Annotated in this window: 22 protein-coding genes; 8 read left to right on the forward strand and 14 right to left on the reverse strand. The window is 67.3% G+C overall.

What is annotated here, in order from left to right:
* Window positions 1–42: 42 nt before the first annotated feature.
* The 4 genes from mdh to OSH07_RS12480 form a co-directional block, all read right to left on the reverse strand.
* Complete coding sequence (mdh, locus tag OSH07_RS12465) at window positions 43–1,008, reverse strand: malate dehydrogenase (protein ID WP_266338977.1); 966 nt, start codon at window positions 1,006–1,008, stop codon at window positions 43–45.
* A gap of 156 nt (window positions 1,009–1,164) precedes the next feature.
* Window positions 1,165–2,331 carry a cell division protein ZapE gene (zapE, locus tag OSH07_RS12470; RefSeq protein WP_266338978.1) on the reverse strand — a complete coding sequence of 389 codons (1,167 nt, stop codon included), beginning with the start codon at window positions 2,329–2,331 and terminating at the stop codon, window positions 1,165–1,167.
* Between the two features lie 45 nt (window positions 2,332–2,376).
* Entirely contained in the window at window positions 2,377–2,958 is a 582-nt protein-coding gene (locus OSH07_RS12475) for an AprI/Inh family metalloprotease inhibitor (protein ID WP_266338979.1), read from the reverse strand.
* A 276-nt stretch (window positions 2,959–3,234) separates the two neighbouring features.
* A complete protein-coding gene (locus tag OSH07_RS12480) occupies window positions 3,235–3,627 on the reverse strand; it encodes a VOC family protein (protein WP_266338980.1) in 393 nt (130 codons plus the stop codon).
* A 117-nt stretch (window positions 3,628–3,744) separates the two neighbouring features.
* Between OSH07_RS12480 and OSH07_RS12485 the strand changes: the two genes are divergently transcribed.
* Entirely contained in the window at window positions 3,745–4,338 is a 594-nt protein-coding gene (locus OSH07_RS12485) for an inorganic diphosphatase (protein WP_266338981.1), read from the forward strand.
* A 119-nt stretch (window positions 4,339–4,457) separates the two neighbouring features.
* On the opposite strand, the gene OSH07_RS12490 is transcribed toward OSH07_RS12485, so the two are convergent.
* From OSH07_RS12490 to sdhC, 6 genes are all read right to left on the reverse strand, one after another.
* On the reverse strand, window positions 4,458–4,643 hold the full coding sequence (locus OSH07_RS12490; protein ID WP_266338982.1) for a hypothetical protein: 186 nt from the start codon (window positions 4,641–4,643) through the stop codon (window positions 4,458–4,460).
* 94 nt (window positions 4,644–4,737) lie between these two features.
* Window positions 4,738–5,517 (reverse strand): succinate dehydrogenase iron-sulfur subunit, encoded by a 780-nt coding sequence (locus tag OSH07_RS12495; RefSeq protein ID WP_266338983.1) that lies wholly within the window; start codon window positions 5,515–5,517, stop codon window positions 4,738–4,740.
* Window positions 5,518–5,545: 28 nt separating this feature from the next.
* Complete coding sequence (locus OSH07_RS12500; protein WP_420909621.1) at window positions 5,546–5,992, reverse strand: DUF3052 domain-containing protein; 447 nt, start codon at window positions 5,990–5,992, stop codon at window positions 5,546–5,548.
* Between the two features lie 9 nt (window positions 5,993–6,001).
* Entirely contained in the window at window positions 6,002–7,822 is a 1,821-nt protein-coding gene (gene sdhA, locus OSH07_RS12505; RefSeq protein ID WP_266338985.1) for a succinate dehydrogenase flavoprotein subunit, read from the reverse strand.
* A 4-nt stretch (window positions 7,823–7,826) separates the two neighbouring features.
* Entirely contained in the window at window positions 7,827–8,198 is a 372-nt protein-coding gene (gene sdhD / locus OSH07_RS12510; protein ID WP_266338986.1) for a succinate dehydrogenase, hydrophobic membrane anchor protein, read from the reverse strand.
* Window positions 8,199–8,209: 11 nt separating this feature from the next.
* Complete coding sequence (gene sdhC / locus OSH07_RS12515) at window positions 8,210–8,608, reverse strand: succinate dehydrogenase, cytochrome b556 subunit (RefSeq protein ID WP_266338987.1); 399 nt, start codon at window positions 8,606–8,608, stop codon at window positions 8,210–8,212.
* Window positions 8,609–8,873: 265 nt separating this feature from the next.
* Here sdhC and OSH07_RS12520 point away from each other — a divergent pair, with 265 nt between their 5' ends.
* From OSH07_RS12520 to OSH07_RS12535, 4 genes are all read left to right on the forward strand, one after another.
* Window positions 8,874–9,254 carry a RidA family protein gene (locus tag OSH07_RS12520; protein WP_266338988.1) on the forward strand — a complete coding sequence of 127 codons (381 nt, stop codon included), beginning with the start codon at window positions 8,874–8,876 and terminating at the stop codon, window positions 9,252–9,254.
* Between the two features lie 175 nt (window positions 9,255–9,429).
* The gene (leuB, locus tag OSH07_RS12525) at window positions 9,430–10,542 is read left to right on the forward strand and encodes a 3-isopropylmalate dehydrogenase (RefSeq protein WP_266338989.1); all 1,113 of its coding nucleotides are present in this window, start codon (window positions 9,430–9,432) and stop codon (window positions 10,540–10,542) included.
* Window positions 10,543–10,693: 151 nt separating this feature from the next.
* A complete protein-coding gene (rpmF, locus tag OSH07_RS12530) occupies window positions 10,694–10,879 on the forward strand; it encodes a 50S ribosomal protein L32 (protein WP_266338990.1) in 186 nt (61 codons plus the stop codon).
* Between the two features lie 216 nt (window positions 10,880–11,095).
* Complete coding sequence (locus OSH07_RS12535) at window positions 11,096–12,796, forward strand: putative bifunctional diguanylate cyclase/phosphodiesterase (RefSeq protein ID WP_266338991.1); 1,701 nt, start codon at window positions 11,096–11,098, stop codon at window positions 12,794–12,796.
* Window positions 12,797–12,954: 158 nt separating this feature from the next.
* Here the strand turns inward: OSH07_RS12535 and OSH07_RS12540 are convergent, their stop codons facing one another.
* The 4 genes from OSH07_RS12540 to OSH07_RS12555 form a co-directional block, all read right to left on the reverse strand.
* Window positions 12,955–13,245 carry a 4a-hydroxytetrahydrobiopterin dehydratase gene (locus OSH07_RS12540; RefSeq protein ID WP_266338992.1) on the reverse strand — a complete coding sequence of 97 codons (291 nt, stop codon included), beginning with the start codon at window positions 13,243–13,245 and terminating at the stop codon, window positions 12,955–12,957.
* A complete protein-coding gene (gene thpR / locus OSH07_RS12545) occupies window positions 13,242–13,796 on the reverse strand; it encodes an RNA 2',3'-cyclic phosphodiesterase (RefSeq protein ID WP_266338993.1) in 555 nt (184 codons plus the stop codon). The genes OSH07_RS12540 and thpR overlap by 4 nt, the downstream gene beginning before the upstream one ends.
* A 91-nt stretch (window positions 13,797–13,887) precedes the next feature.
* Entirely contained in the window at window positions 13,888–14,937 is a 1,050-nt protein-coding gene (locus OSH07_RS12550) for an aldo/keto reductase (RefSeq protein ID WP_266338994.1), read from the reverse strand.
* Between the two features lie 69 nt (window positions 14,938–15,006).
* Window positions 15,007–15,636: an arylesterase gene (locus OSH07_RS12555; RefSeq protein ID WP_266338995.1), complete on the reverse strand. Its 630-nt coding sequence runs from the start codon at window positions 15,634–15,636 to the stop codon at window positions 15,007–15,009.
* 130 nt (window positions 15,637–15,766) lie between these two features.
* On the opposite strand from OSH07_RS12555, the gene OSH07_RS12560 reads away from it, so the two are divergent.
* From OSH07_RS12560 to OSH07_RS12570, 3 genes are all read left to right on the forward strand, one after another.
* A complete protein-coding gene (locus OSH07_RS12560) occupies window positions 15,767–16,498 on the forward strand; it encodes an ABC transporter ATP-binding protein (protein ID WP_266338996.1) in 732 nt (243 codons plus the stop codon).
* A complete protein-coding gene (locus OSH07_RS12565) occupies window positions 16,495–19,032 on the forward strand; it encodes an ABC transporter permease (protein ID WP_266338997.1) in 2,538 nt (845 codons plus the stop codon). The genes OSH07_RS12560 and OSH07_RS12565 overlap by 4 nt, the downstream gene beginning before the upstream one ends.
* A 221-nt stretch (window positions 19,033–19,253) precedes the next feature.
* Entirely contained in the window at window positions 19,254–20,030 is a 777-nt protein-coding gene (locus OSH07_RS12570) for a Bax inhibitor-1/YccA family protein (protein WP_266338998.1), read from the forward strand.
* Window positions 20,031–20,048: the final 18 nt, after the last annotated feature.

The following is a 20,048-nucleotide window of genomic DNA, read 5'->3' on the forward strand; positions in this document are numbered from 1 at the left end:
TCCGCCTTTTGGGGCTGTTGTCTCTGGTGCGGGCTCGGGCGATCAGGCGCCGAGAGCCGGGGCAATCTTCACGCAGGCCTCGACCAGACCCTCGACCGAGGCGACCGACTTGTCGAGCATGGCCTGCTCGGACTTGTTCAGCTCGATCTCGATGATCCGCTCGACGCCGTTGGCGCCGATGACGATCGGCACGCCGATGTAGCGACCCTTGATGCCGTACTGGCCGTCGAGCAGGGCTGCAGCCGGCAGGACACGCTTCTTGTCCTTGAGGTAGCTCTCGGCCATGACGATCGCCGAAGCGGCGGGCGCGTAGAAGGCAGAGCCGGTCTTGAGCAGGTTCACGACCTCGGCGCCGCCGTCGCGCGTGCGCTGGACGATCTCTTCCAGGCGATCCTTCTCGATCCAGCCGAGCTTGACCAGGTCGGTGAGCGGGATGCCGGCAACGGTCGAATAGCGGGTCAGCGGCACCATGGTGTCGCCATGGCCGCCGAGCACGAAGGCCGTCACGTCCTCGACGGAGACCTTGAACTCTTCGGCCAGGAAATAACGGAAGCGGGCCGAGTCGAGCACGCCGGCCATGCCAACCACCTTGTTCGCCGGCAGGCCGGAGAACTTCTGCAGCGCCCACACCATCGCGTCGAGCGGGTTGGTGATGCAGATGACGAAGGCGTTCGGGGCGTACTTCTTCAGGCCGGCGCCGACCTGCTCCATGACCTGGAGATTGATGCCGAGAAGATCGTCGCGGCTCATGCCCGGCTTGCGCGGCACGCCTGCGGTGACGATGACGACGTCGGCGTCCTGGATGGCAGCGTAGGAGGACGCGCCCGAAAGGCTGGCGTCAAAACCCTCCACCGGAGCGGCTTCGGCGATATCGAGTGCTTTGCCCTGGGGAACGCCGTCAGCGATGTCGAAGAGGACGATGTCGCCCAGTTCCTTGATGCCGGCGAGAAGGGCGAGCGTGCCGCCAATCTGACCGGAACCGATCAAAGCAATCTTGGCTCGTGCCATGTGCAGGTCTCCCGATGGAGGTTTACCTAAACGTAATGCGACAGCTTGACTCTGTCGGAACGCGGGTGGTCTAACCCCATTGCGCGCCCGGTGCAAGTCGTCGCAGCACCTGACGTGGCGGCAATCCGCCAATTCGGGCAGCACCTTACGTAAAGGTCATGTCTCTACGATGAAACCCCGATGCGGCTTGGCAAGATATTCTTCCGACCGCATTTCGGTGAGCCGCGACGCCGTGCGCGCGAATTCGAAAGCCTCCAGACCGCTGTCGGCGGTGTAGAGCCGCTCCGGCTCAGCATCGGCCGAGACGACGATCTTGACCGCGCCGTCATAGAGCGCGTCGATCAGCGTGATGAAACGCTTGGCCTCGTTGCGGCGCGCCTCGCCCATCACCGGGATGTGATCGATCAGCACCGTGTGGAAGGCATGAGCGATGGCGAGATAGTCGCTGGCGCCGAGAGGCTTCGCGCAGAGATCGGCGAAGCTGAAACGGGCGACGCCATCGACCGCCTGCGGCACCACCACATCGCGCCCGAGCACCTCGAGCGTGGTCGGCTCGCCCGATGACGTTGACGTCAGGCGGAGCCATGCGGCGTCCATGGCCGCGTCCGAATCGGGGCCGAGCGGGCTCAGATAGACCGGCGCGCGCGAGGTCTTCTCATGCCGGTAATCGGTCCGCGCCGCGAGGCGGACCACCTCCACCCGCTCCTTCAGCAGCTGGATGAAGGGCAGGAACAGGGTGCGATTGAGGCCGCCCGCATAGAGATCGTCCGGCGCGACGTTCGAGGTCGCGACCAGAACGACGCCGCGGGAGAACAGCCGCGTGAACAGGCGGCCGAGGATCATCGCGTCGGCGATGTTGGTGACAGTAAATTCGTCGAAGCAGAGCAGCTGCGTCTCCGCCGCGATCTCGTCGGCGACCGGCGGGATCGGATCCTCGCCGGAGACGGTGCCGGCCTTGATCGCCTCGCGCATCCGGAAGATGCGGGCATGCACGTCGGCCATGAAGTCGTTGAAATGGGCCCGGCGCTTGCGCTGCGGCGCGGCGCGCTCGAAGAACAGGTCCATCAGCATGGTCTTGCCGCGACCGACATCGCCATGGATGTAGAGGCCGCGGATCTCCGGCGTCACCGCCTCGCGCTTGCCGAACAGCCAGCCGAGCGCGCTCGACTTGCGGGCGAGCCGGCGTTCCGCCAGGCGGGCATTGAGGGCGTCGAACCTGGCGACCAGCGCCTGCTGCGCTGGATCTTCCTCGATCTCGCCCGCGGCGAGGCGTTCGCGATAGGCATCCGCGACGCGGGATACGACCGGCAGACCCTGGCTCACCCGAACACCCCTACCCCGTCCTCGACCGAGACCGGGCTGCATCCATCAGCGATAGAACGAAACGGCGCCGCCGCTGTTGAGCTGGCCGTTGAACTGCGTCTTGCCGGACGAGGTGAGGCTCGCCACCGAAACGCCGTTGGCTCCTGCCAGCACGACCTGCGAGCCGTTCAGGCTCCAGGCCGAGATCGACTTCAGCGTCGCCGACTGGCAGCCCCGCGTCGAGGCGCGATAGCCGCCGGTCCAGCTGGTCAGCGTCATGAACAGCTGGCAGCTCTCGCCGCCCGACTGCAGGGTCCAGCCGCCGAGCAGGTCGGTGCGGCCGATCTCGGCGCCGGAGGCGGTCGAGACGGGCGGCGGCGTCGACGGGGTGGATTCGATCGGCGTCGCGCCCGGCAGCGTGCCCTGCTCGGCGATCGGCGCGGCGGTCTGGGCGTTCGGATCCATCGGCGGCGGCGGCAGCGTGTTGCGGGTCACCGGCGCCGAGGCGACCGGCGGCAGCGTGTCGCTTTCGACCGGCTTGGCCGAACGCTCCATCGGCCCCAGGCCGATGGCCCCGAACGAGCCGCAGCCGCTCAAGGCGGCCGCCATCAGGGCGACCAGGCCGATCGGCGCGAGACGTCGGGACATAAGCTTCTCCATCATCGAAATCCTCGGTGCCGCATCAGCATACGCACACAATCGAGCCGCTTTGAGGCAGGCGGAAAAACACCATTCCGCACGCCAAACCGCATCGGCGGCCGCACCAAAGGCACGGACCGGTCGATCTGGACGGGAGGAAAATGACGGGAGATCACTCGATATTCCGCAGCCTATCTTACTTGGCGCAATACGGCATATCGCCGGGCGCGACAAGTCTCGTTAACACCCCGTTAACGAAGAAAGCGCGACGTGTTGCGATTGCGCCTATTCCGGCCGGTGACAGACGGCCTCGATGTTGTGGCCGTCCGGATCGAGAACGAAGGCGCCGTAGTAATTGGCGTGGTAGTGCGGCCGGATGCCGGGCCCGCCATTGTCGGTGCCGCCCGCCGCCATCGCCGCCGCATAGAACGCGTCGACGGCCGCCCGGCTCGCCGCGACGAGCGCGATATGGACATGCGGCTCGGTGGGGGCGCCGCCGCTCAGCCAGATCTCCGGCTTGCCGGCAGCGCCATAGCCGACGACGTCGCCATAGCCGGTGAGCTCGCCCGGCACCCGCATCTGCTCGCTGACGCCGAGCGGCGCGAAGGCCGCCTCGTAGAAGGCAATGGCGCGATCGAGGTCGCTGACCGTGATGCCGATGTGATCCAGAACGCCCATGCTGCCCCCTATGCTGCCCCCGCATGCTCCCAGCCGCCACGGCGGTCCGCCATGTCATAAGCCTGTCGCGCGACGACCGTAGCGCTTCTTCCGTCCCTCACTCCAGGAGAATTGCACGTGAAGAAGACCCTCGCCGCCGCGGCGTTCGCCCTCGCCTCCCTGACCGCCCTACCGGCCCTCGCCGACAACGTCCTGTCGTTCAAGCAGTCGGACAAGGCCCCGGACGAGATCAACACGGTCATCGAGATCCCGGCCGGCAGCTTCACCAAGTACGAGACCGACGTCGACACCGGCTTCATCGTCGTCGACCGCTTCCAGTCGATGCCGGTCGTCTATCCCGCCAATTACGGCTCGATCACCCGCACCAGCGCCGAGGACGGCGATCCGCTCGACGTCATCGTCTATACCCGCGCGCCGCTGCATCCGGGCGTCATCATCAAGGTCCGCCCGATCGGCGTGCTGAAGATGATCGACGGCGGCGACATCGACGACAAGATCGTCGCGGTTCCCGTCTCCAAGGTCGACCCGACCTATGACGGTATCCAGACCCTCGCCGACCTGCCGAAGATCGAGCAGGAGCGGCTGACGTCGTTCTTCCGCGTCTACAAGCAGCTGCCGGAAGGCAGCAAGGTCATCGAACTCAAGGGCTTCGACAGCCCGGAAGCGGCGAAGGGCCTGATCCGCGCCGCGATGGAGCGCTACGGCAAGTAAGCCGTCGGCTCGCGGTCGTCCGCACCCGCGAAAACGGAGCGGCGGTCGCATGGCCGCCGCCCCGCTACGCTCGAACGGTAGCCGCCGGACCGCGCAGAGCCGCGCCGCCCGGCGGAAATTCAGTGCGTCGTCGACTCGATCTCGAGCGACAGGCCGAGTTCGGCCGCCTTCTGGCGGATCTGCTCCTCGGGCCGGTGCATCGCCGTCGCGATCAGCTCGGCCGGAACATGTTCCACGGCGAGCTCGCGCAGCCGATCGATCGCCTCGATCGTCCAGGTGGCTTCGAGATCCTGCTTGATGGTCATGGTCGTCTCCTTCCGAAAACGCGATCGGTCCGGGGAAACGAAAACGGCGCGGAAGGGTTCCGCGCCGTCGTGCTGAAAGAAAGGGCAGCGCCGGTCAGACGCGGCGCTCGACCATCATCTTCTTGATCTCGGCGATCGCCTTGGCCGGGTTCAGGCCCTTCGGGCAGGTCTGCGCGCAGTTCATGATGGTGTGGCAGCGATAGAGGCGGAAGGGATCTTCCAGATTGTCGAGCCGCTCGCCGGTCGCCTCGTCGCGGCTGTCGATCAGCCAGCGATAGGCCTGCAGCAGCACGGCCGGGCCGAGATAGCGGTCGCCGTTCCACCAGTAGCTCGGGCAGGAGGTCGAGCAGCAGGCGCAGAGAATGCACTCGTAGAGGCCGTCGAGCTTCTCGCGGTCGGCATGGCTCTGCAGCCATTCCTTCTGCGGCTCCGGCGTCGCCGTCTTCAGCCAGGGCTCGATCGAGCGGTGCTGGGCGTAGAAATTGGTCAGGTCGGGGACGAGGTCCTTGACCACTTCCATGTGCGGCAGCGGGTAGATCGCGACCGGGCCCTTCACCTCGTCGATGCCCTTGGTGCAGGCGAGCGTGTTCGAGCCGTCGATGTTCATCGCGCAGGAACCGCAGATGCCTTCGCGGCAGGAGCGGCGGAAGGTCAGCGTCGGGTCGATCTCGTTCTTGATCTTGATGAGCGCGTCGAGAACCATCGGGCCGCAATCGTCGAGATCGACGAAGTAGGTGTCGACATGCGGGTTCTTGCCGTCGTCCGGGCTCCAGCGATAGACGCGGAACTCGCGCACATTGTTGGCGCCGGCCGGGCGGTCCCAGACCTTGCCTTCAGTCAGCTTCGAGTTCTTCGGAAGGGTCAGCTGGACCATAGTGAGCGTCCTCGGGCGTAAGATTCGTTCAGCGGCGGTCCTTGCGGACCATGAGTTTCAAACCGGACCAGGTGGCGTCGATCGCCGCGACCTTGATGTCGACGAGATCGAGGCGGAGCGCGGCGTCGCGCACGACATCCTCGGTCACGTCGGTCGCGACCTTCGACGCCTTCTTCGGCCACGACACCCAGATCATGCCGTCGCGCCGGATGGCGTCCTGCAGCCGCGACAGGCCGGTCTCGACCTCGGCGCGGCTCTTCGTAAAGGCGTGGACCGCGTCGAGCGCGCGATCCGGACCGAGCGGCGCCGCCCAGCCTTCCGTGCGCACGACCTGGCCGAAGGCGACGCTGTCGGCCAGCGCCTCCAGCTCCGTCGGCAGCGCGACGAAGGCCACGTCCATGCCGGCCCTAAAGCCGAGCTTTTCGGGAAGCGTGCGCCCCGAATAGCCGGCCGAAGGAAGCGTGGCTGCGGCCATCATCCGCCCTTAGTACACGCGAGCCTTCGGCTCGATATAGGCGATGTCGTTCGACATCGTGTAGGTGTGCACCGGCCGGTCGTCGAGCTTCACCGTCTTGTTCTCGGTGTCGATGAAGGCGAGCGAGTGCTTCATCCAGTTCACGTCGTCACGCTCGGAATAATCCTCGCGGGCGTGGGCGCCGCGCGATTCCTTGCGGTTCTGCGCCGAGTCCATGGTGACGACGGCCTGGACGATCAGGTTCTCGAATTCGAGCGTCTCGACCAGGTCCGAGTTCCAGATCAGCGAACGGTCGGTGACCTTGACGTCGTCCGAGTTCTTCCAGACCTGGTGGATCAGCTCGTGGCCCTCGTCGAGCACTTCGCCGGTGCGGAACACGGCGCAGTTCGACTGCATCACCTTCTGCATCTTCAGCCGCATCTCGGCCGTCGAGGTCGAGCCATTGGCGTAGCGCAGGCGGTCGAGGCGGGCGATCGCGTCCTCGCCGGCATTCTTGGCCAGTTCCTTCTGCGCCTGGTTCGGCTGCACGGTCTCGACGCAACGCAGCGCCGCGGCGCGGCCGAACACGACGAGGTCGGTCAGCGAGTTGGAACCGAGGCGGTTGGCGCCGTGCACCGAGACGCAGGCGGCCTCGCCGACGGCCATCAGGCCCGGCACGACCTGGTCCGGATCGCCGCCGACCTTGTTCAGCACCTCGCCGTGATAGTTCGTCGGGATGCCGCCCATGTTGTAGTGGACGGTCGGCAGGACCGGGATCGGCTCCTTGGTCAGGTCGACGCCGGCGAAGATCTTGGCGCTCTCGGAAATGCCGGGCAGCCGCTCATGCAAGAGCGCCGGATCGAGATGGTCGAGATGCAGGTGGATGTGGTCCTTCGCCTTGCCGACGCCGCGACCCTCGCGGATCTCCATCGTCATGGCGCGCGAGACGACGTCGCGCGAGGCCAGGTCCTTGGCCGAGGGGGCATAGCGCTCCATGAAGCGCTCGCCTTCCGAATTGGTCAGGTAGCCGCCCTCGCCGCGCGCGCCCTCGGTGATCAGGCAGCCCGCGCCGTAGATACCGGTCGGGTGGAACTGCACGAATTCCATGTCCTGCAGCGGCAGGCCGGCGCGCAGCACCATGCCGCCGCCGTCGCCGGTGCAGGTATGGGCCGAGGTGGCGGAGAAATAGGCGCGGCCATAGCCGCCCGTGGCGAGGATGGTCTTGGCGGCGCGGAAGCGGTGCAGCGTGCCGTCTTCCAGGCAGAGCGCCACGACGCCGCGGCAGGCGCCATCCTCCATGATCAGGTCGATGGCGAAGTATTCGATGAAGAACTCGGCCGAATGGCGCAGCGACTGGCCATAGAGCGTGTGCAGGATGGCGTGGCCGGTGCGGTCGGCGGCGGCGCAGGTGCGCTGGGCGATGCCCTTGCCGAAGTTCGTGGTCATGCCGCCGAAAGGCCGCTGGTAGATCTTGCCCTCTTCGGTGCGCGAGAACGGCACGCCGAAATGCTCGAGCTCATAGACGGCGGCGGGGGCGTTGCGGACGAGATATTCGATCGCGTCCTGATCGCCGAGCCAGTCCGACCCCTTGACGGTGTCGTACATGTGGAAGCGCCAGTCGTCCTCGCCCATGTTGCCGAGCGCCGCAGAGATGCCGCCCTGGGCGGCGACCGTATGCGAGCGGGTCGGGAACACCTTGGTGATGCAGGCGGTCTTCAGGCCGGCCTCGCTGGCGCCGAGCGTGGCGCGGAGGCCCGCGCCGCCGGCGCCGACGACGACGACGTCGAAGGTGTGGTCGACAAACGAATAGGCGCGGCCGTTGACGGACACGCTGGCGTTGGCTTCAGCCATGGCTTCAGCCTCCGAAGCTGATCTTGAGAAGGGCGAGGATGGCCGCCGCGCCGACGGCGACCGAGAAGAAGGTGTTGGCGAGGACGGCGATGATCTTCAGGCCGCCATGCACATAGTCCTCGATGATGGCCTGCATGCCGAGCTTCATGTGCCAGACGCCGGTGCCGATCATCAGGATCATGATCAGCGCGACGAACGGATTGGCGAGCGCCGCGACGACTTCCGGATAGGGCTTGCCGGCGAGGACGATGACCAGGATGACGAAGATCACGGTGAGGATGGCGAGCGCCGCGCCGGTGAGGCGCTGGTGCCAGAAATGATCCGTGCCGTCCTTGGCGGAACCGAGCCCGCGAACGCGGCCGAGCGGTGTACGCATCTTGATGCCCCTCAGCGAATGACCAGCGCCACGATCCAGATCAGGATCGTCAGCGCCACCGAGCCGATGATGTTGGCCCAGGCGAGATTGTCGCGCGCCGGCTTGGTGAAGCCGGCTCCGACGTCCCAGACGAAATGACGAAGACCGCCGAGCAGGTGATGGATCAGCGCCCAGGTGTAGCCGAACAGGACCAGGAGACCGATCCAGGAGCCGAAGACCCAGGAGACCACCGAGAAGGGACCGGGACCGGCCGCCGCCGCGATCACCCACCACGCGAGGAGAAGCGTGCCGAAATACAGGGCGCCGCCGGTGACGCGATGCAGGATCGACATCGTCATCGTGATCGGCCAGCGATAGACTTGAAGGTGCGGGGAGAGCGGTCGGCCCGTCTTCGCCTCGGCATTCGACATTGCGTTCATCCTCAATCGCTTACGTAAACGTAAGCATTTAGGGTAGAGAGATTGGACCGGTTCTAACCCCATTGTGCGACGCGGTCAAAACGGTCTTTTGCATGACGCTGGGTGAGGCGGCGCGCTTTTTTCGGGCGCCGTGCGGCACGATTGCCATCATGCCCCATTTTGGCAATCCTACGGAAGCGTTCTATCGGTCGCCGCGATCGAACCGGCGACCGCCGGGCGGGAAGCCGGCCCGGGCGGCAGCAACCAGGAGAAACCGATGACGCGCCATCTGATTTCTACCGGATCCCCCTTCGAGAAGGCCGCCGGCTATTCCCGCGCCGTGGCCCAGGGCCCCTGGTGTTTCGTCGCCGGCACGACCGGCTACGACTATTCCAGCATGACGATGCCCGACAGCGTCGCCGAGCAGACCGAAAACGCCATGGCGACCATCGCCGCGGCGCTGGAGGAAGCCGGCTTCTCGATGCGCGACGTCGTGCGCGTGCATTATCATGTCACCGACCCATCCTTCGCCGACGCGGTGTTCCTCGTCGTCGGCGCGCATTTCCGCGATATCCGGCCGGCAGCGACGATGACCGTGTGCGGCCTGATTCGCCCGGAGATGAAGGTCGAGATCGAGGTCACGGCCCTGAAGGTCTGATTCCCGGCCGGCCGCTGCCGGGCCGCCTGGCCCGATCCCGGGACGCCGGGACCGGCCTTCGCCTGCCCTCGCGGCCGCGAGACGTGCGGTTCGGCTTGCATCAAGGCTTTCGCGCCGCTATCGCTCGCTCGCAACGACCCCGCCCGCAGACCCGCTCGACAAGAGAACCCGCGACATGACCACCTACAAGCTCCTTCTCCTTCCCGGTGACGGCATCGGCACCGAAATCATGGCCGAAGTGAAGACGGTCATCGACTGGTTCGGCAAACGGGGCGTCGCGTCGTTCGAGAGCGAGCAGGACCTGGCCGGCGGCGCTGCCTATGACGCGCACGGCAAGGCGATCTCCGAAGCGACGATGAAGCTGGCGCAGGAATCCGACGCCGTGATCTTCGGCGCGGTCGGCGGCCCGAAGTGGGACAGCGTCCCCTACGACGTCCGTCCGGAGGCGGCGCTGCTGCGCCTGCGCAAGGATCTGGAGCTGTTCGCCAACCTGCGCCCGGCGATCTGCTACCCCGCGCTCGCCGACGCCTCGTCGCTGAAGCGCGAGCTGGTCGAAGGCCTCGACATCCTGATCGTGCGCGAGCTGACCGGCGGCGTCTATTTCGGTTCGCCGAAGGAGATCGTCACGCTGGAGAACGGCCAGAAGCGCGCCGTCGACACCCAGCTCTACACGACCTCCGAGATCGAGCGCATCGCGCGCGTCGCCTTCGACCTCGCCAAGACCCGTTCGAGCCGCGTCGCCTCGGCCGAGAAGCGCAACGTCATGAAGTCGGGCGTGCTCTGGAACCAGGTCGTCACCAAGGTCGGCAAGGAAGAGTATCCTGACGTCGCGCTCGAGCATGTGCTCGCCGACAATTGCGCCATGCAGCTCGTCCGCCGGCCGAAGCAGTATGACGTCATCGTCTGCGACAACCTGTTCGGCGACATCCTGTCCGACGTCGCGGCGATGCTGACCGGCTCGCTCGGCATGCTGCCGTCGGCCGCCCTCGGCGCCCCCGACGCGGTGACCGGCCGCCGCAAGTCGATGTACGAGCCCGTGCACGGCTCGGCTCCCGACATCGCCGGCAAGGGCATCTCCAACCCGATCGCCATGATCGCGTCCTTCGCGATGGCGCTGCGCTACTCCTTCGGCCTGGTCGAGGAAGCCGACCTGCTCGACCGCGCCATTTCGAGCGTGCTGAGCAAGGGTCTGCGCACCGGCGACATCTATACCGAGGGCACGCAGAAGGTCGGCACCAAGGAGATGGGCGCGGCCATCCTCAAGGAGCTCGACCTCCTTTCGGCCTGAGAATGACGCGTTTCGCGGCTGAATCTTTTTGCCGGGCCCTGACTGGTCAAGGCCCGGTGATCTCTGTATAAGGCCGCATTCAGATTGGATTGCTATGCCCAGCCGGGCGGCGCGCCGCCGGTTCCACGGCATATGACGAAGGAAGAGTAAAATGGCAGTTCCGAAGCGAAAGACGTCGCCGTCGAAGCGCAACATGCGCCGTTCGCACGACGCCCTGGCCCAGCCGACCTACACCGAGGACAAGAACTCGGGCGAGCTGCGCCGTCCGCACCACATCGACCTGAAGACCGGCATGTATCGCGGTCGCCAGATCCTGACGCCGAAGAGCGAAGGCTGATTTCGGGGGCGCGCACGCCGCGCGCCAGGCGGAGTTTTCCGCCCCGGATCGACGTTCAAGGGCCGGCGCCGCGCCGGCCCTTTTCTTTTGCGCGATTTGCTGCTGTTGTCGCCACCGAACGGAGAGACCCCTCGCGGATCCGACGGCGCAATAGATCCGGCTGGTGCCGGGTCCGGCCCGCGATATCGAGACGTCTCGTGCAAAGGAATGCCCGCAGTGGAAAACGAGGTGAACGGCGGCATGGCGATCCATGAATCGCGTCACCAGGGATCCGATCGGACGGCGGCCATTCTCTCGACGATCGGCGAAGTCGTCTATCGCTGGTCGCAGGCCGACGACCGCATCGAATGGAACGGCGACGCCGCCGCCCTGTTCGGCCTCGCCTCGCCCGAATCGGTCGCGACCGGCGCCGCCTTCTCCGAGCTCGTCGAGGAACCGGGCCAGCTCGCGCGCCAGGAAGCTCTGGCCGGCACCGACACCGGCGACGGCGTACCCTATCAGATCGAGTATGCCCTGCGGCCGAAGGGCGCCAGGGGCCCTATCCTCTGGGTCGAGGATACCGGCCGCTGGTATGCCGATGGCGGCCGCGAGGCGGTGCGCGCCGAAGGGGTGCTGCGCGTCATCAACGAGCGCCACGCCCGCGAGCAACGCCTCGCCTTCCTGTCGCGCCATGACGACGTCACCGGCCTCTACAACCGCTCCTACCTGCTCGACCTGCTCGACGAGACGATCACGAGCACGCGAAAGCTCGACACGGCGGCGGCCTTCCTCGTCATCGCCATCGACGATTTCCACCTGATCAACGACGCCTATGGCTATCGCATCGGCGACCGCGTGCTCGCGGCGGTGGCGCGGCGCATACGCGGCCGCCTGCGCGACGGCGACGCCATCGGCCGCTTCTCCGGCCACAAGCTCGGCCTGATCCTGATGAACTGCGACGAGCACGAGATGCCGTTCGCGGCCGAACGGTTCCTCGCCGCCATCCGCGACGACGTCGTCGCCACGCCCGACGGCGCCGCCTCGGTCACCATCTCGATCGGCGGCGTCTCGCTGCCCCGCCACGCGCAGACGCCGGACGAGGCGATCGAGCGCGCGCAGGAGAGCCTCGGCTTCGCGCGCGATACCGGCCGCGGCCGCTTCTTCGCCTATGCCCCCTCGGCCGAGCGGGAGGCCGAGCGCCAGTCCAACATCGCGCTGTCGCAGCAACTGATCGGCGCTCTGTCGGAACAGCGCGTGCGCCTCGCCTTCCAACCCGTGGTCGACATCCACACCCGCAAGGTCGGCTTCCACGAGGCGCTGCTGCGCCTGGCGCATCCCGACGGCACCATCGTCTCGGCCGGCCAGGTCGTACCGCTCGCCGAGCGCCTCGGCCTGTCGCGCCTGTTCGACCTCGCCGTGCTCGACCAGGTGCTGGAGACGCTGATCCGCCATCCCGACGCGCATCTGTCGATGAACGTCTCGCCGGAAACCGCGGCCGGACCTGACTGGCTGGCGAAGTTCGCCCACACGCTCGACCAGCGCCCCGATCTCGGCCAGCGCCTGATCGTCGAGATCACCGAGACGAGCGCCATCCGCAGCCTCGACGACACCGCCTATTTCGTCTCGACGATCCACGATCTCGGCGCCCGCCTCGCCATCGACGATTTCGGCGCCGGCTTCACCTCGTTCCGCAATCTGCGGGAGCTCCGGGTCGACATCGTCAAGATCGACGGCAGCTTCATCGCCACCCTGCCCAGGAGTCGCGACGACCAGATCTTCGTGCGCAGGCTGGTGGAGCTCGCGCATGATCTCGGCATCGAGACCGTGGCGGAATGGGTGCAGGACGAGGAAACGGCGGCGATGCTGGCGGAATGGGGCGTCAGCCGCATCCAGGGCCATCTCTGCGGCGCCGCCAGCCTCGAGCTGCCGTGGAAATGACGCGGTAGCATCCCACACCTGCCGGAAAGCCCCTCACCCAACCCTCCCCCGCAAGCGGGCGAGGGCTTTCGCCTGAGCGGCTCGACGCCCGTGCGAGCACGACGCCCCCCTCTACCGCTTGCGGGAGAGGGTTGAGGTGAGGGTGTCTTTCAGCCGCCCTACCCGGCGAAACGGTTCATGCCCTCGGCGAGTTCGACGTCGAGCCGCGTCACCCCGTCGACGACATGCGTCGCCAGCGTCACCGTGACAGTGCGGTAGACGTTGCTCCATTCCGGGTGATGGTTCATCCGCTCCGCTAGCAGGGCCGAGCGCGTCATGAACGCGAACGCCTCCTGGAAATCGCCGAAGGTGAATACCTTGGTGATGGCGTCGCGGCCCTCGACCGAGGTCCAGCCATCGAGCTTCGCCAGCGCCGCCCGGCGCTCGGCCGGTTCCAGCTTCTCGATCATGGCCGCGTTTCCACCAACTCGGCGAGCGGGTAGGCCTGCTCAACGATGTAGGGACCACCGCCCTTCGACGCCTTCGACGAGAACAGCACGAAGCGTGTCACGTGAAACGCCGCCGAGAGCAGCCCGCCGCGCACGGCGAGATAGGCGGCGACGTCGCGATGCGGGGTGTTGCGCAATCGGGCGAGCGTCACATGCGGCGTGTATTTGCGGCCCTCCGGCGGCAGGCCGATCCGCTGCAGGATCCGCTCGTGCTCGGCCTGCAATTCGCTCAGCGCGCGCGAGGGCGCGATGCGGGCCACGATCGAATGCGGCTTGGCATTGCCGAACGAATCGAGGCTGGAGAACTGCAGGTCGAGCTCGTTCCGCCGCACGCGCGCCAGCGCGTCGGCGACCTCGTCGGCGGTGCGATCGTCGATGTCGCCGATGAAGCGCAGCGTGACGTGGAAGTTCTCCGCGTCGATCCAACGCGCGCCGGGAATGCCGCCGCGCAGGAGCGAGAGCCGTTGGGCAATGTCGGCCGGAATCTCGAGACCGGTGAACAGGCGCGGCATGATCGCCCTCCTCTATCGGTGGGACGGAAGATCAGGTTCGCGGTTTGCCGGGCGGCTGTAAAGCCCTTTCCCCAGGCACCGGCCGCCCGCCTCAGGGGCAGGGATTGCCGCGCCACTGGTGGACGGCATCGATCCGCGCCTCGATTTCAGGCGTGATCGCGACGTCGGCGGCGGCGATGTCGACCTTGAGTTGCTCCATCGTCGTGGCGCCGATGATGTTCGAGGTGACGAAGCAGCGGCTGGTGGCGAAGGCGTTGGCGAGCGTCGCCGGATCCATGCCGAAATCGCGCGCGATCGCCAGATAGGCGTCGATCGCCTCTTCGGCGCCCGGCGTTTCATAGCGGTCGCCACGCTTGAACAGCGTCGTGCGCGCGCCGGCGGGGCGGGCGCCCTTCTGGTACTTGCCGGACAGGTAGCCCTGCGCCAGCGGCGAATAGACCAGGAGCCCCACCTGCTCGCGCATCGCGACCTCGGCGAGGTTCACCTCGAAGGTGCGGTTCAGGAGGTTGTAGGCGTTCTGGATCGAGACGACGCGCGGTCCCTTGCCGGCTTCCGAGGCTGCGACAAATCGCGTCGTGCCCCAGGCGGTCTCGTTCGACAGGCCAACATGGCGGACCTTGCCTTCCTGGACCAGTTCGCCGAGCGCCGCCAGCGTCTCCTCGATCGGCACCTCGTCGGCGGCCGGCTCGGGATGGCGGTAGACGGTCGGATTGGAGCCCCACTGCGTGACGTGGCGGTCGGGCGAATGCAGCTGGTAGAGGTCGATATAGTCCGTCTGCAGTCGCTTCAGGCTCTTCTCGATCGCGTCGCGGATATGGGCGCGAGAAAGAGTCGGCTTGGCGCCGTCGCGGAACCAGGTGAGGCCGTTGCGGCCGACGACCTTGGAGGCGAGGATGACCTTGTCGCGGTTGCCGCGCGCCTTCATCCAGTTGCCGATGATCCGCTCGGTCGAGCCCTGCGTCTCCGGCTTCGGCGGGATCGAATAGAGTTCGGCCGTGTCGAGGAAATTGACGCCCTGCTCGAAGGCATAGTCCATCTGCTCGTGGCCCTCGGCCTCGGTGTTCTGCTGGCCCCAGGTCATGGTGCCGAGGCAGATGGAGGACACGCTGAGATCGGTCCGTCCGAGCGAACGATATTCCATGGCGAAAAGCTCCGAGAATTTTGGGCGCGGCGAGGCCGGAAGCGGATTGGCAGGCGTGCGGAGGCCCGGTCAGCGCCGGGCTTGCGCGACCAGATCCTCCACGGCGGGAAGGATTTTCTCGACGATGACCGCGACACCGGCCGCGTTCGGATGCATTCCGTCGGCCTGCAGCAGGGTCTGTTCGGCCGCGACGCCGTCGAGGAAGAACGGATATAGCATCGCGCCGTGCTTCGCGGCCAGATCCGGATAGAGGCCGTCGAAGCGTTTGGCGTAGTCGGGGCCGAGATTGGGCGCGGCGCGCATGCCGGCGAGCAGGACAGGCAGCTTACGCTCGCCAAGCCGGGTCAGGATGGCGTCGAGCGCCTGCTGCGGCACCGAGGGATCGAGCCCGCGCAGCATGTCGTTGGCGCCGAGCTCGACCAGAACCGCCTGCGCATCCGGCCCGACCGACCAGTCGAGCCGCGCCAGACCGCCGCCTGCCGTATCGCCGGAAACGCCCGCATTGACGACGGCGACGTCCAGGCCCCTGGCGGTCAGCGCCTTCTGCAACTGGTCGGTGAAGCCCTCACCGGGGCCGAGGCCATAGCCGGCGGAGAGGCTGTCGCCCAGCACGACCAGGCGGAGCGGGTCGGCCCTGGCGGCGCCGGCGGAAACGGCGGCCACGGCGAACAGAACGGCCAGCGCCCAATTCTTCATCATGTACAGGTCTTTATCCTCCGAACCGAGCCACCATATTGAGCCGAACGCGCCGCGATCGGCAGGACGCTGGCGTTCGACGGCTTCCGCCGAGCGACGAGCCTGCCCGTCGCACGATATAGGGTTCGCGCGCGTGGTGGATACAGTCCCGAACAGTTCCGATGCCGTCATCCGGCTCTCATCGGTCGAATTGGCGCTCGGCGTCGGGGCCGCCCGGGTCCATATTCTCCGCAATGTTTCGCTGACGATCGACGGCGGCGAAAGTGTCGCACTGGTCGGGCCGTCCGGCTCCGGCAAGTCGACGCTGCTGATGACGATGGCGGGGCTCGAGCGCGTCGACAAGGGCAGCGTGCGCGTCGCCGGCACCGACCTCGCCTCGCTGAACGAGGACGGCCTGGCGCGTTTCCGCGGCCGCAATGTCGGCATCATCTTCCAGTCGTTCCACCTCATCCCCAACATGACGGCGCTGGAGAACGTCGCCGTGCCGCTGGAACTCGCCGGCCGCCGCGACGCGTTTTCGCGCGCCGAGGAAGAACTGAAGCTGGTCGGCCTCGGCCACCGGATGAATCACTATCCTTCCGCCCTCTCCGGCGGCGAGCAGCAGCGCGTGGCGATCGCCCGCGCCCTCGTCGCCGAGCCGGCGATCCTGTTCGCCGACGAGCCGACCGGCAATCTCGACGAGGCGACCGGCCGCGAGATCGCCGACCTCCTGTTCCAGACCTGCGCCGAGCGCGGCACCACGCTGGTGCTGGTCACGCACGACAATGCGCTCGCCGGCCGCTGCGACCGCATGATCCGCATCCATTCCGGCGTAGTCGACCCGCGCCAGGCCAAGGCGAGCCCGCTCAGGAGCGCGGCGGAATGACGGCATCGAACCTGCCACTCCCCTTCCGCTTCGCGCTGCGCGAACTGCGCGGCGGCCTGCGCGGCTTCGTCGTCTTCCTCGCCTGCATCGCGCTCGGCGTCGCCGCGATCGCCGCCGTCGGCTCGGTGTCGCGCGCCATGACCGACGGCCTCGCCCGCGAGGGTCAGGCCATTCTCGGCGGCGACGTCGCCTTCACGCTGGTACAGCGCCAGGCGACGGCAGAGGAGCGCCAGTATCTCGAAAAGCACGGCATGGTCTCGGAGATCGCGACCCTGCGCGGCATGGCCCGGCTCGCCGACGGCTCCGACCAGACGCTGGTCGAGATCAAGGCGGTCGACAGCGCCTATCCGCTCTATGGCACGCTCAAGGCCGGCGAGGCGGTCGACGCCACCGCCGCGCTCAATGCCGGCAGCGCGCTGGCCGATCCCGAGTTGTTCACCCGCCTCGGCGTCAAGATCGGCGATACGGTGCAGGTCGGCGGGGCGAAGCTGACGCTGGCCGGCCAGATCGCCGACGAGCCCGACAAGCTCGCCACCGGCCTCGGCTTCGGGCCGCGGCTGCTGATCTCGAAGCCGACGCTCGAGACCACGGGCCTCGTCCAGCCCGGCAGCCTGGTGCAGTGGAGCTATCGGCTGCGGCTGCCGCACAAGGCGCCCGACAGCGCCGTCGTCGAACTCGTCGAGGCGGCCAACAAGGCGCTGCCGCAGGCCGGCTGGCAGGTGCGCAGCCGCGACGACGCCTCGCCGGGCCTGAAGCGCAACATCTCCCAGTTCGCGCAATATCTGACGCTGGTCGGCCTCGCCGCGCTGATCGTCGGCGGCGTCGGCGTCGCCAATGCCGTCGGCGCCTTCCTGGAGCTGAAGCGGCCGGTGATCGCCACCCTGCGCTCGCTCGGCGCCCCGGCGAGCCTCGTCACCCAGCTCTATCTCGCCCAGATCCTGATGATCGCGTTGCTCGGTGTCGTCATCGGCCTGGCAATAGGCGCGCTGGTGCCGGTGCTGGCGCTCCGCTTCCTGGCCGACGTGCTGCCGGTCGGCGCCCAGACGGGCTTCTATCCGGCCGCGCTCGGCTATGCCGCGCTCTATGGCCTGCTGACGGCGCTCACCTTCGCGCTGGTGCCGCTCGGCCGCGCCGGCGACATCGCGCCGACGGCGCTGTTCCGCGATGCGAGCGCCTTCGGCCGGGTGCGGCCGCGCCTCGTCTTCCTGGCGGCGGCGATCGGCTCGGCCGTCGTCCTCGCCGGGCTCGCCATCCTGCTCGCCTATGACCGCCGCATCGCGCTCTATTTCGTCGTGGGCGTCGCCGCCGCCTTCCTGCTGCTCCGGCTCGTCGCCTGGGCGGTGACGGCGATCGCCCGCCGCGCGCCGCGCGCCAATTCGACCGAATGGCGGCTCGCTGTCGGCAACATCCACCGCCCGGGCGCGCTGACCGGCTCGGTCGTGCTGTCGCTCGGCCTCGGCCTGACCGTTCTGGTGACGATCGCGCTGATCGACGGCAATCTGCACCGCCAGCTGACGCAATCCCTGCCCGACCGCGCGCCGAGCTTCTTCTTCCTCGACGTGCAGAATGCGGAGGCGCCGGCGTTCATGGATTTCCTCCAGAAGGAGATTCCCGAGGCGACGGTCGAAAGCGTGCCGATGCTGCGCGGCCGCATCATCGCGCTCAACCAGACGCCGGCGGAACAGGCGACGCCGACGCCTGAGGTGGCCTGGGTGCTGAAGGGCGACCGCGGCGTCACCTTCTCGGCCACCACGCCGAAGAATTCACGCCTGTCGGCCGGCGAATGGTGGGCGGCCGACTATGCCGGCCCGCCGCTCGTCTCGATGGAGGCGGGCGTGGCGCGCGGGCTCGGGCTGAAGACCGGCGACACCATCACCGTCAACGTGCTCGGCCGCGAGATCACGGCGACCATCGCCAATCTGCGCGAGGTCGAGTGGGAAAGCCTGGCGATCAACTTCGTCATGGTGTTCTCGCCGTCCACTTTCGCCGGAGCGCCCTATTCGGTGCTCGCCACCCTCGCCCATCCCGGCCCCGCCGACCCGGCCGCCGAGGCGAAGCTGATGCGCGACGCCGGCGCGCAGTTTCCCTCCGTGACGGCGATCCGCGTCCGCGAGGCGCTCGACCGCATCTCGTCGATCCTCGACCAGCTGATGCTGGCGATCCGCGTCGCCTCGTCGATCGCGCTCGCCGCCTCGGTGCTGGTGCTGGCAGGCGCGCTCGCCGCCGGCCACCGGCAGCGGCTCTATGATGCGGTGATCCTGAAGACGCTGGGTGCCACGCGCGGCCAGCTGCTGAAGGCGTTCGGGCTGGAATACGGCCTGCTCGGGCTGGCGACGGCGGTCTTCGCCGTGCTCGCCGGCTCGATCGCCGCCTGGGGCGTCGTCGCCGGCGTCATGGGCCAGCCCTTCGCCGTCTTCCCGATGACGGCGCTCGCCGCCGCTTTCGTCGCCGTGGCGCTGACAATCGGCCTCGGCCTCGCCGGAACCTGGCGTCTCCTCGGACAGAAGGCGGCTCCCGTCCTTAGAAACCTGTAGGCGCAGAAGCCATCGTCCAGTACCATTGCGATAGTTGGGCCACGCGAGGTCCCGAATTCGTTCGGCGATCTCTTGCGGGGTGCGATCGGGGTGCCCATATCGCATGTGCACCCGAGGGCTTATCGCCCGGCGGAACCGAAAGGGTTTCTGACGCCGGATGATGGAAACGGGGGTTTCGCGGCGGAAAGTCCGCGGATTTTTTGGTTCGGAGAGGGAGCTCGATGGCAGATTTCGACAATCGCGTCTCACCGTTTGGCGCAGCGCGTGCCGAAACCGGTGTTATCGACCAGGGCCTGCGCAGCCACATGCTGCAGGTTTACAACTACATGGCGATCGGCCTGATGATCACCGGCGCAGCCGCGCTCGGTATCTTCAAGCTGGCCGTCACCAGCGACCCGGCGCAGGCCGTCGGCCAGATGCAGAACGGCCTGATGCTGACCAGCCTCGGCGCCGCGATCTACACCGGCCCGATCATGTGGGTGCTGGTGCTCGCGCCGGTCGCGCTCGTGTTCTGGCTGTCCTTCGGCATCCAGAAGATGTCGACGTCGACCGCCCAGCTCGTGTTCTGGGGCTATGCGGCGCTGATGGGCGTCTCGCTGTCGTCGATCTTCGCTGTCTACACGGCGCAGTCGATCACGCAGGTGTTCTTCATCACCGCCGCCACCTTCGGCGCGATGAGCCTCTATGGCTACACGACGAAGCGCGACCTGACCGGAATGGGCTCGTTCCTGTTCATGGGCCTGATCGGCATCATCATCGCCTCGATCGTCAACATCTTCATCGGATCGTCGGCGCTCGGCTTCGCGATCTCGGTCCTCGGCGTGCTGATCTTCGTGGGCCTCACCGCCTATGACACGCAGAAGATCAAGGAAATGTACTATGTCGGCGACGACGGCACCGTGGCCGGCCGCAAGGCGATCATGGGCGCGCTGACGCTGTACCTCGACTTCATCAACCTGTTCCTGATGCTGCTGCGCCTGTTCGGCGACCGCCGCTAAGGCGGGGCATCCAGCGGA

It is taken from the genome of Kaistia nematophila (assembly GCF_026343855.1).
Classification (GTDB): Bacteria; Pseudomonadota; Alphaproteobacteria; order Rhizobiales; family Kaistiaceae; genus Kaistia; species Kaistia nematophila.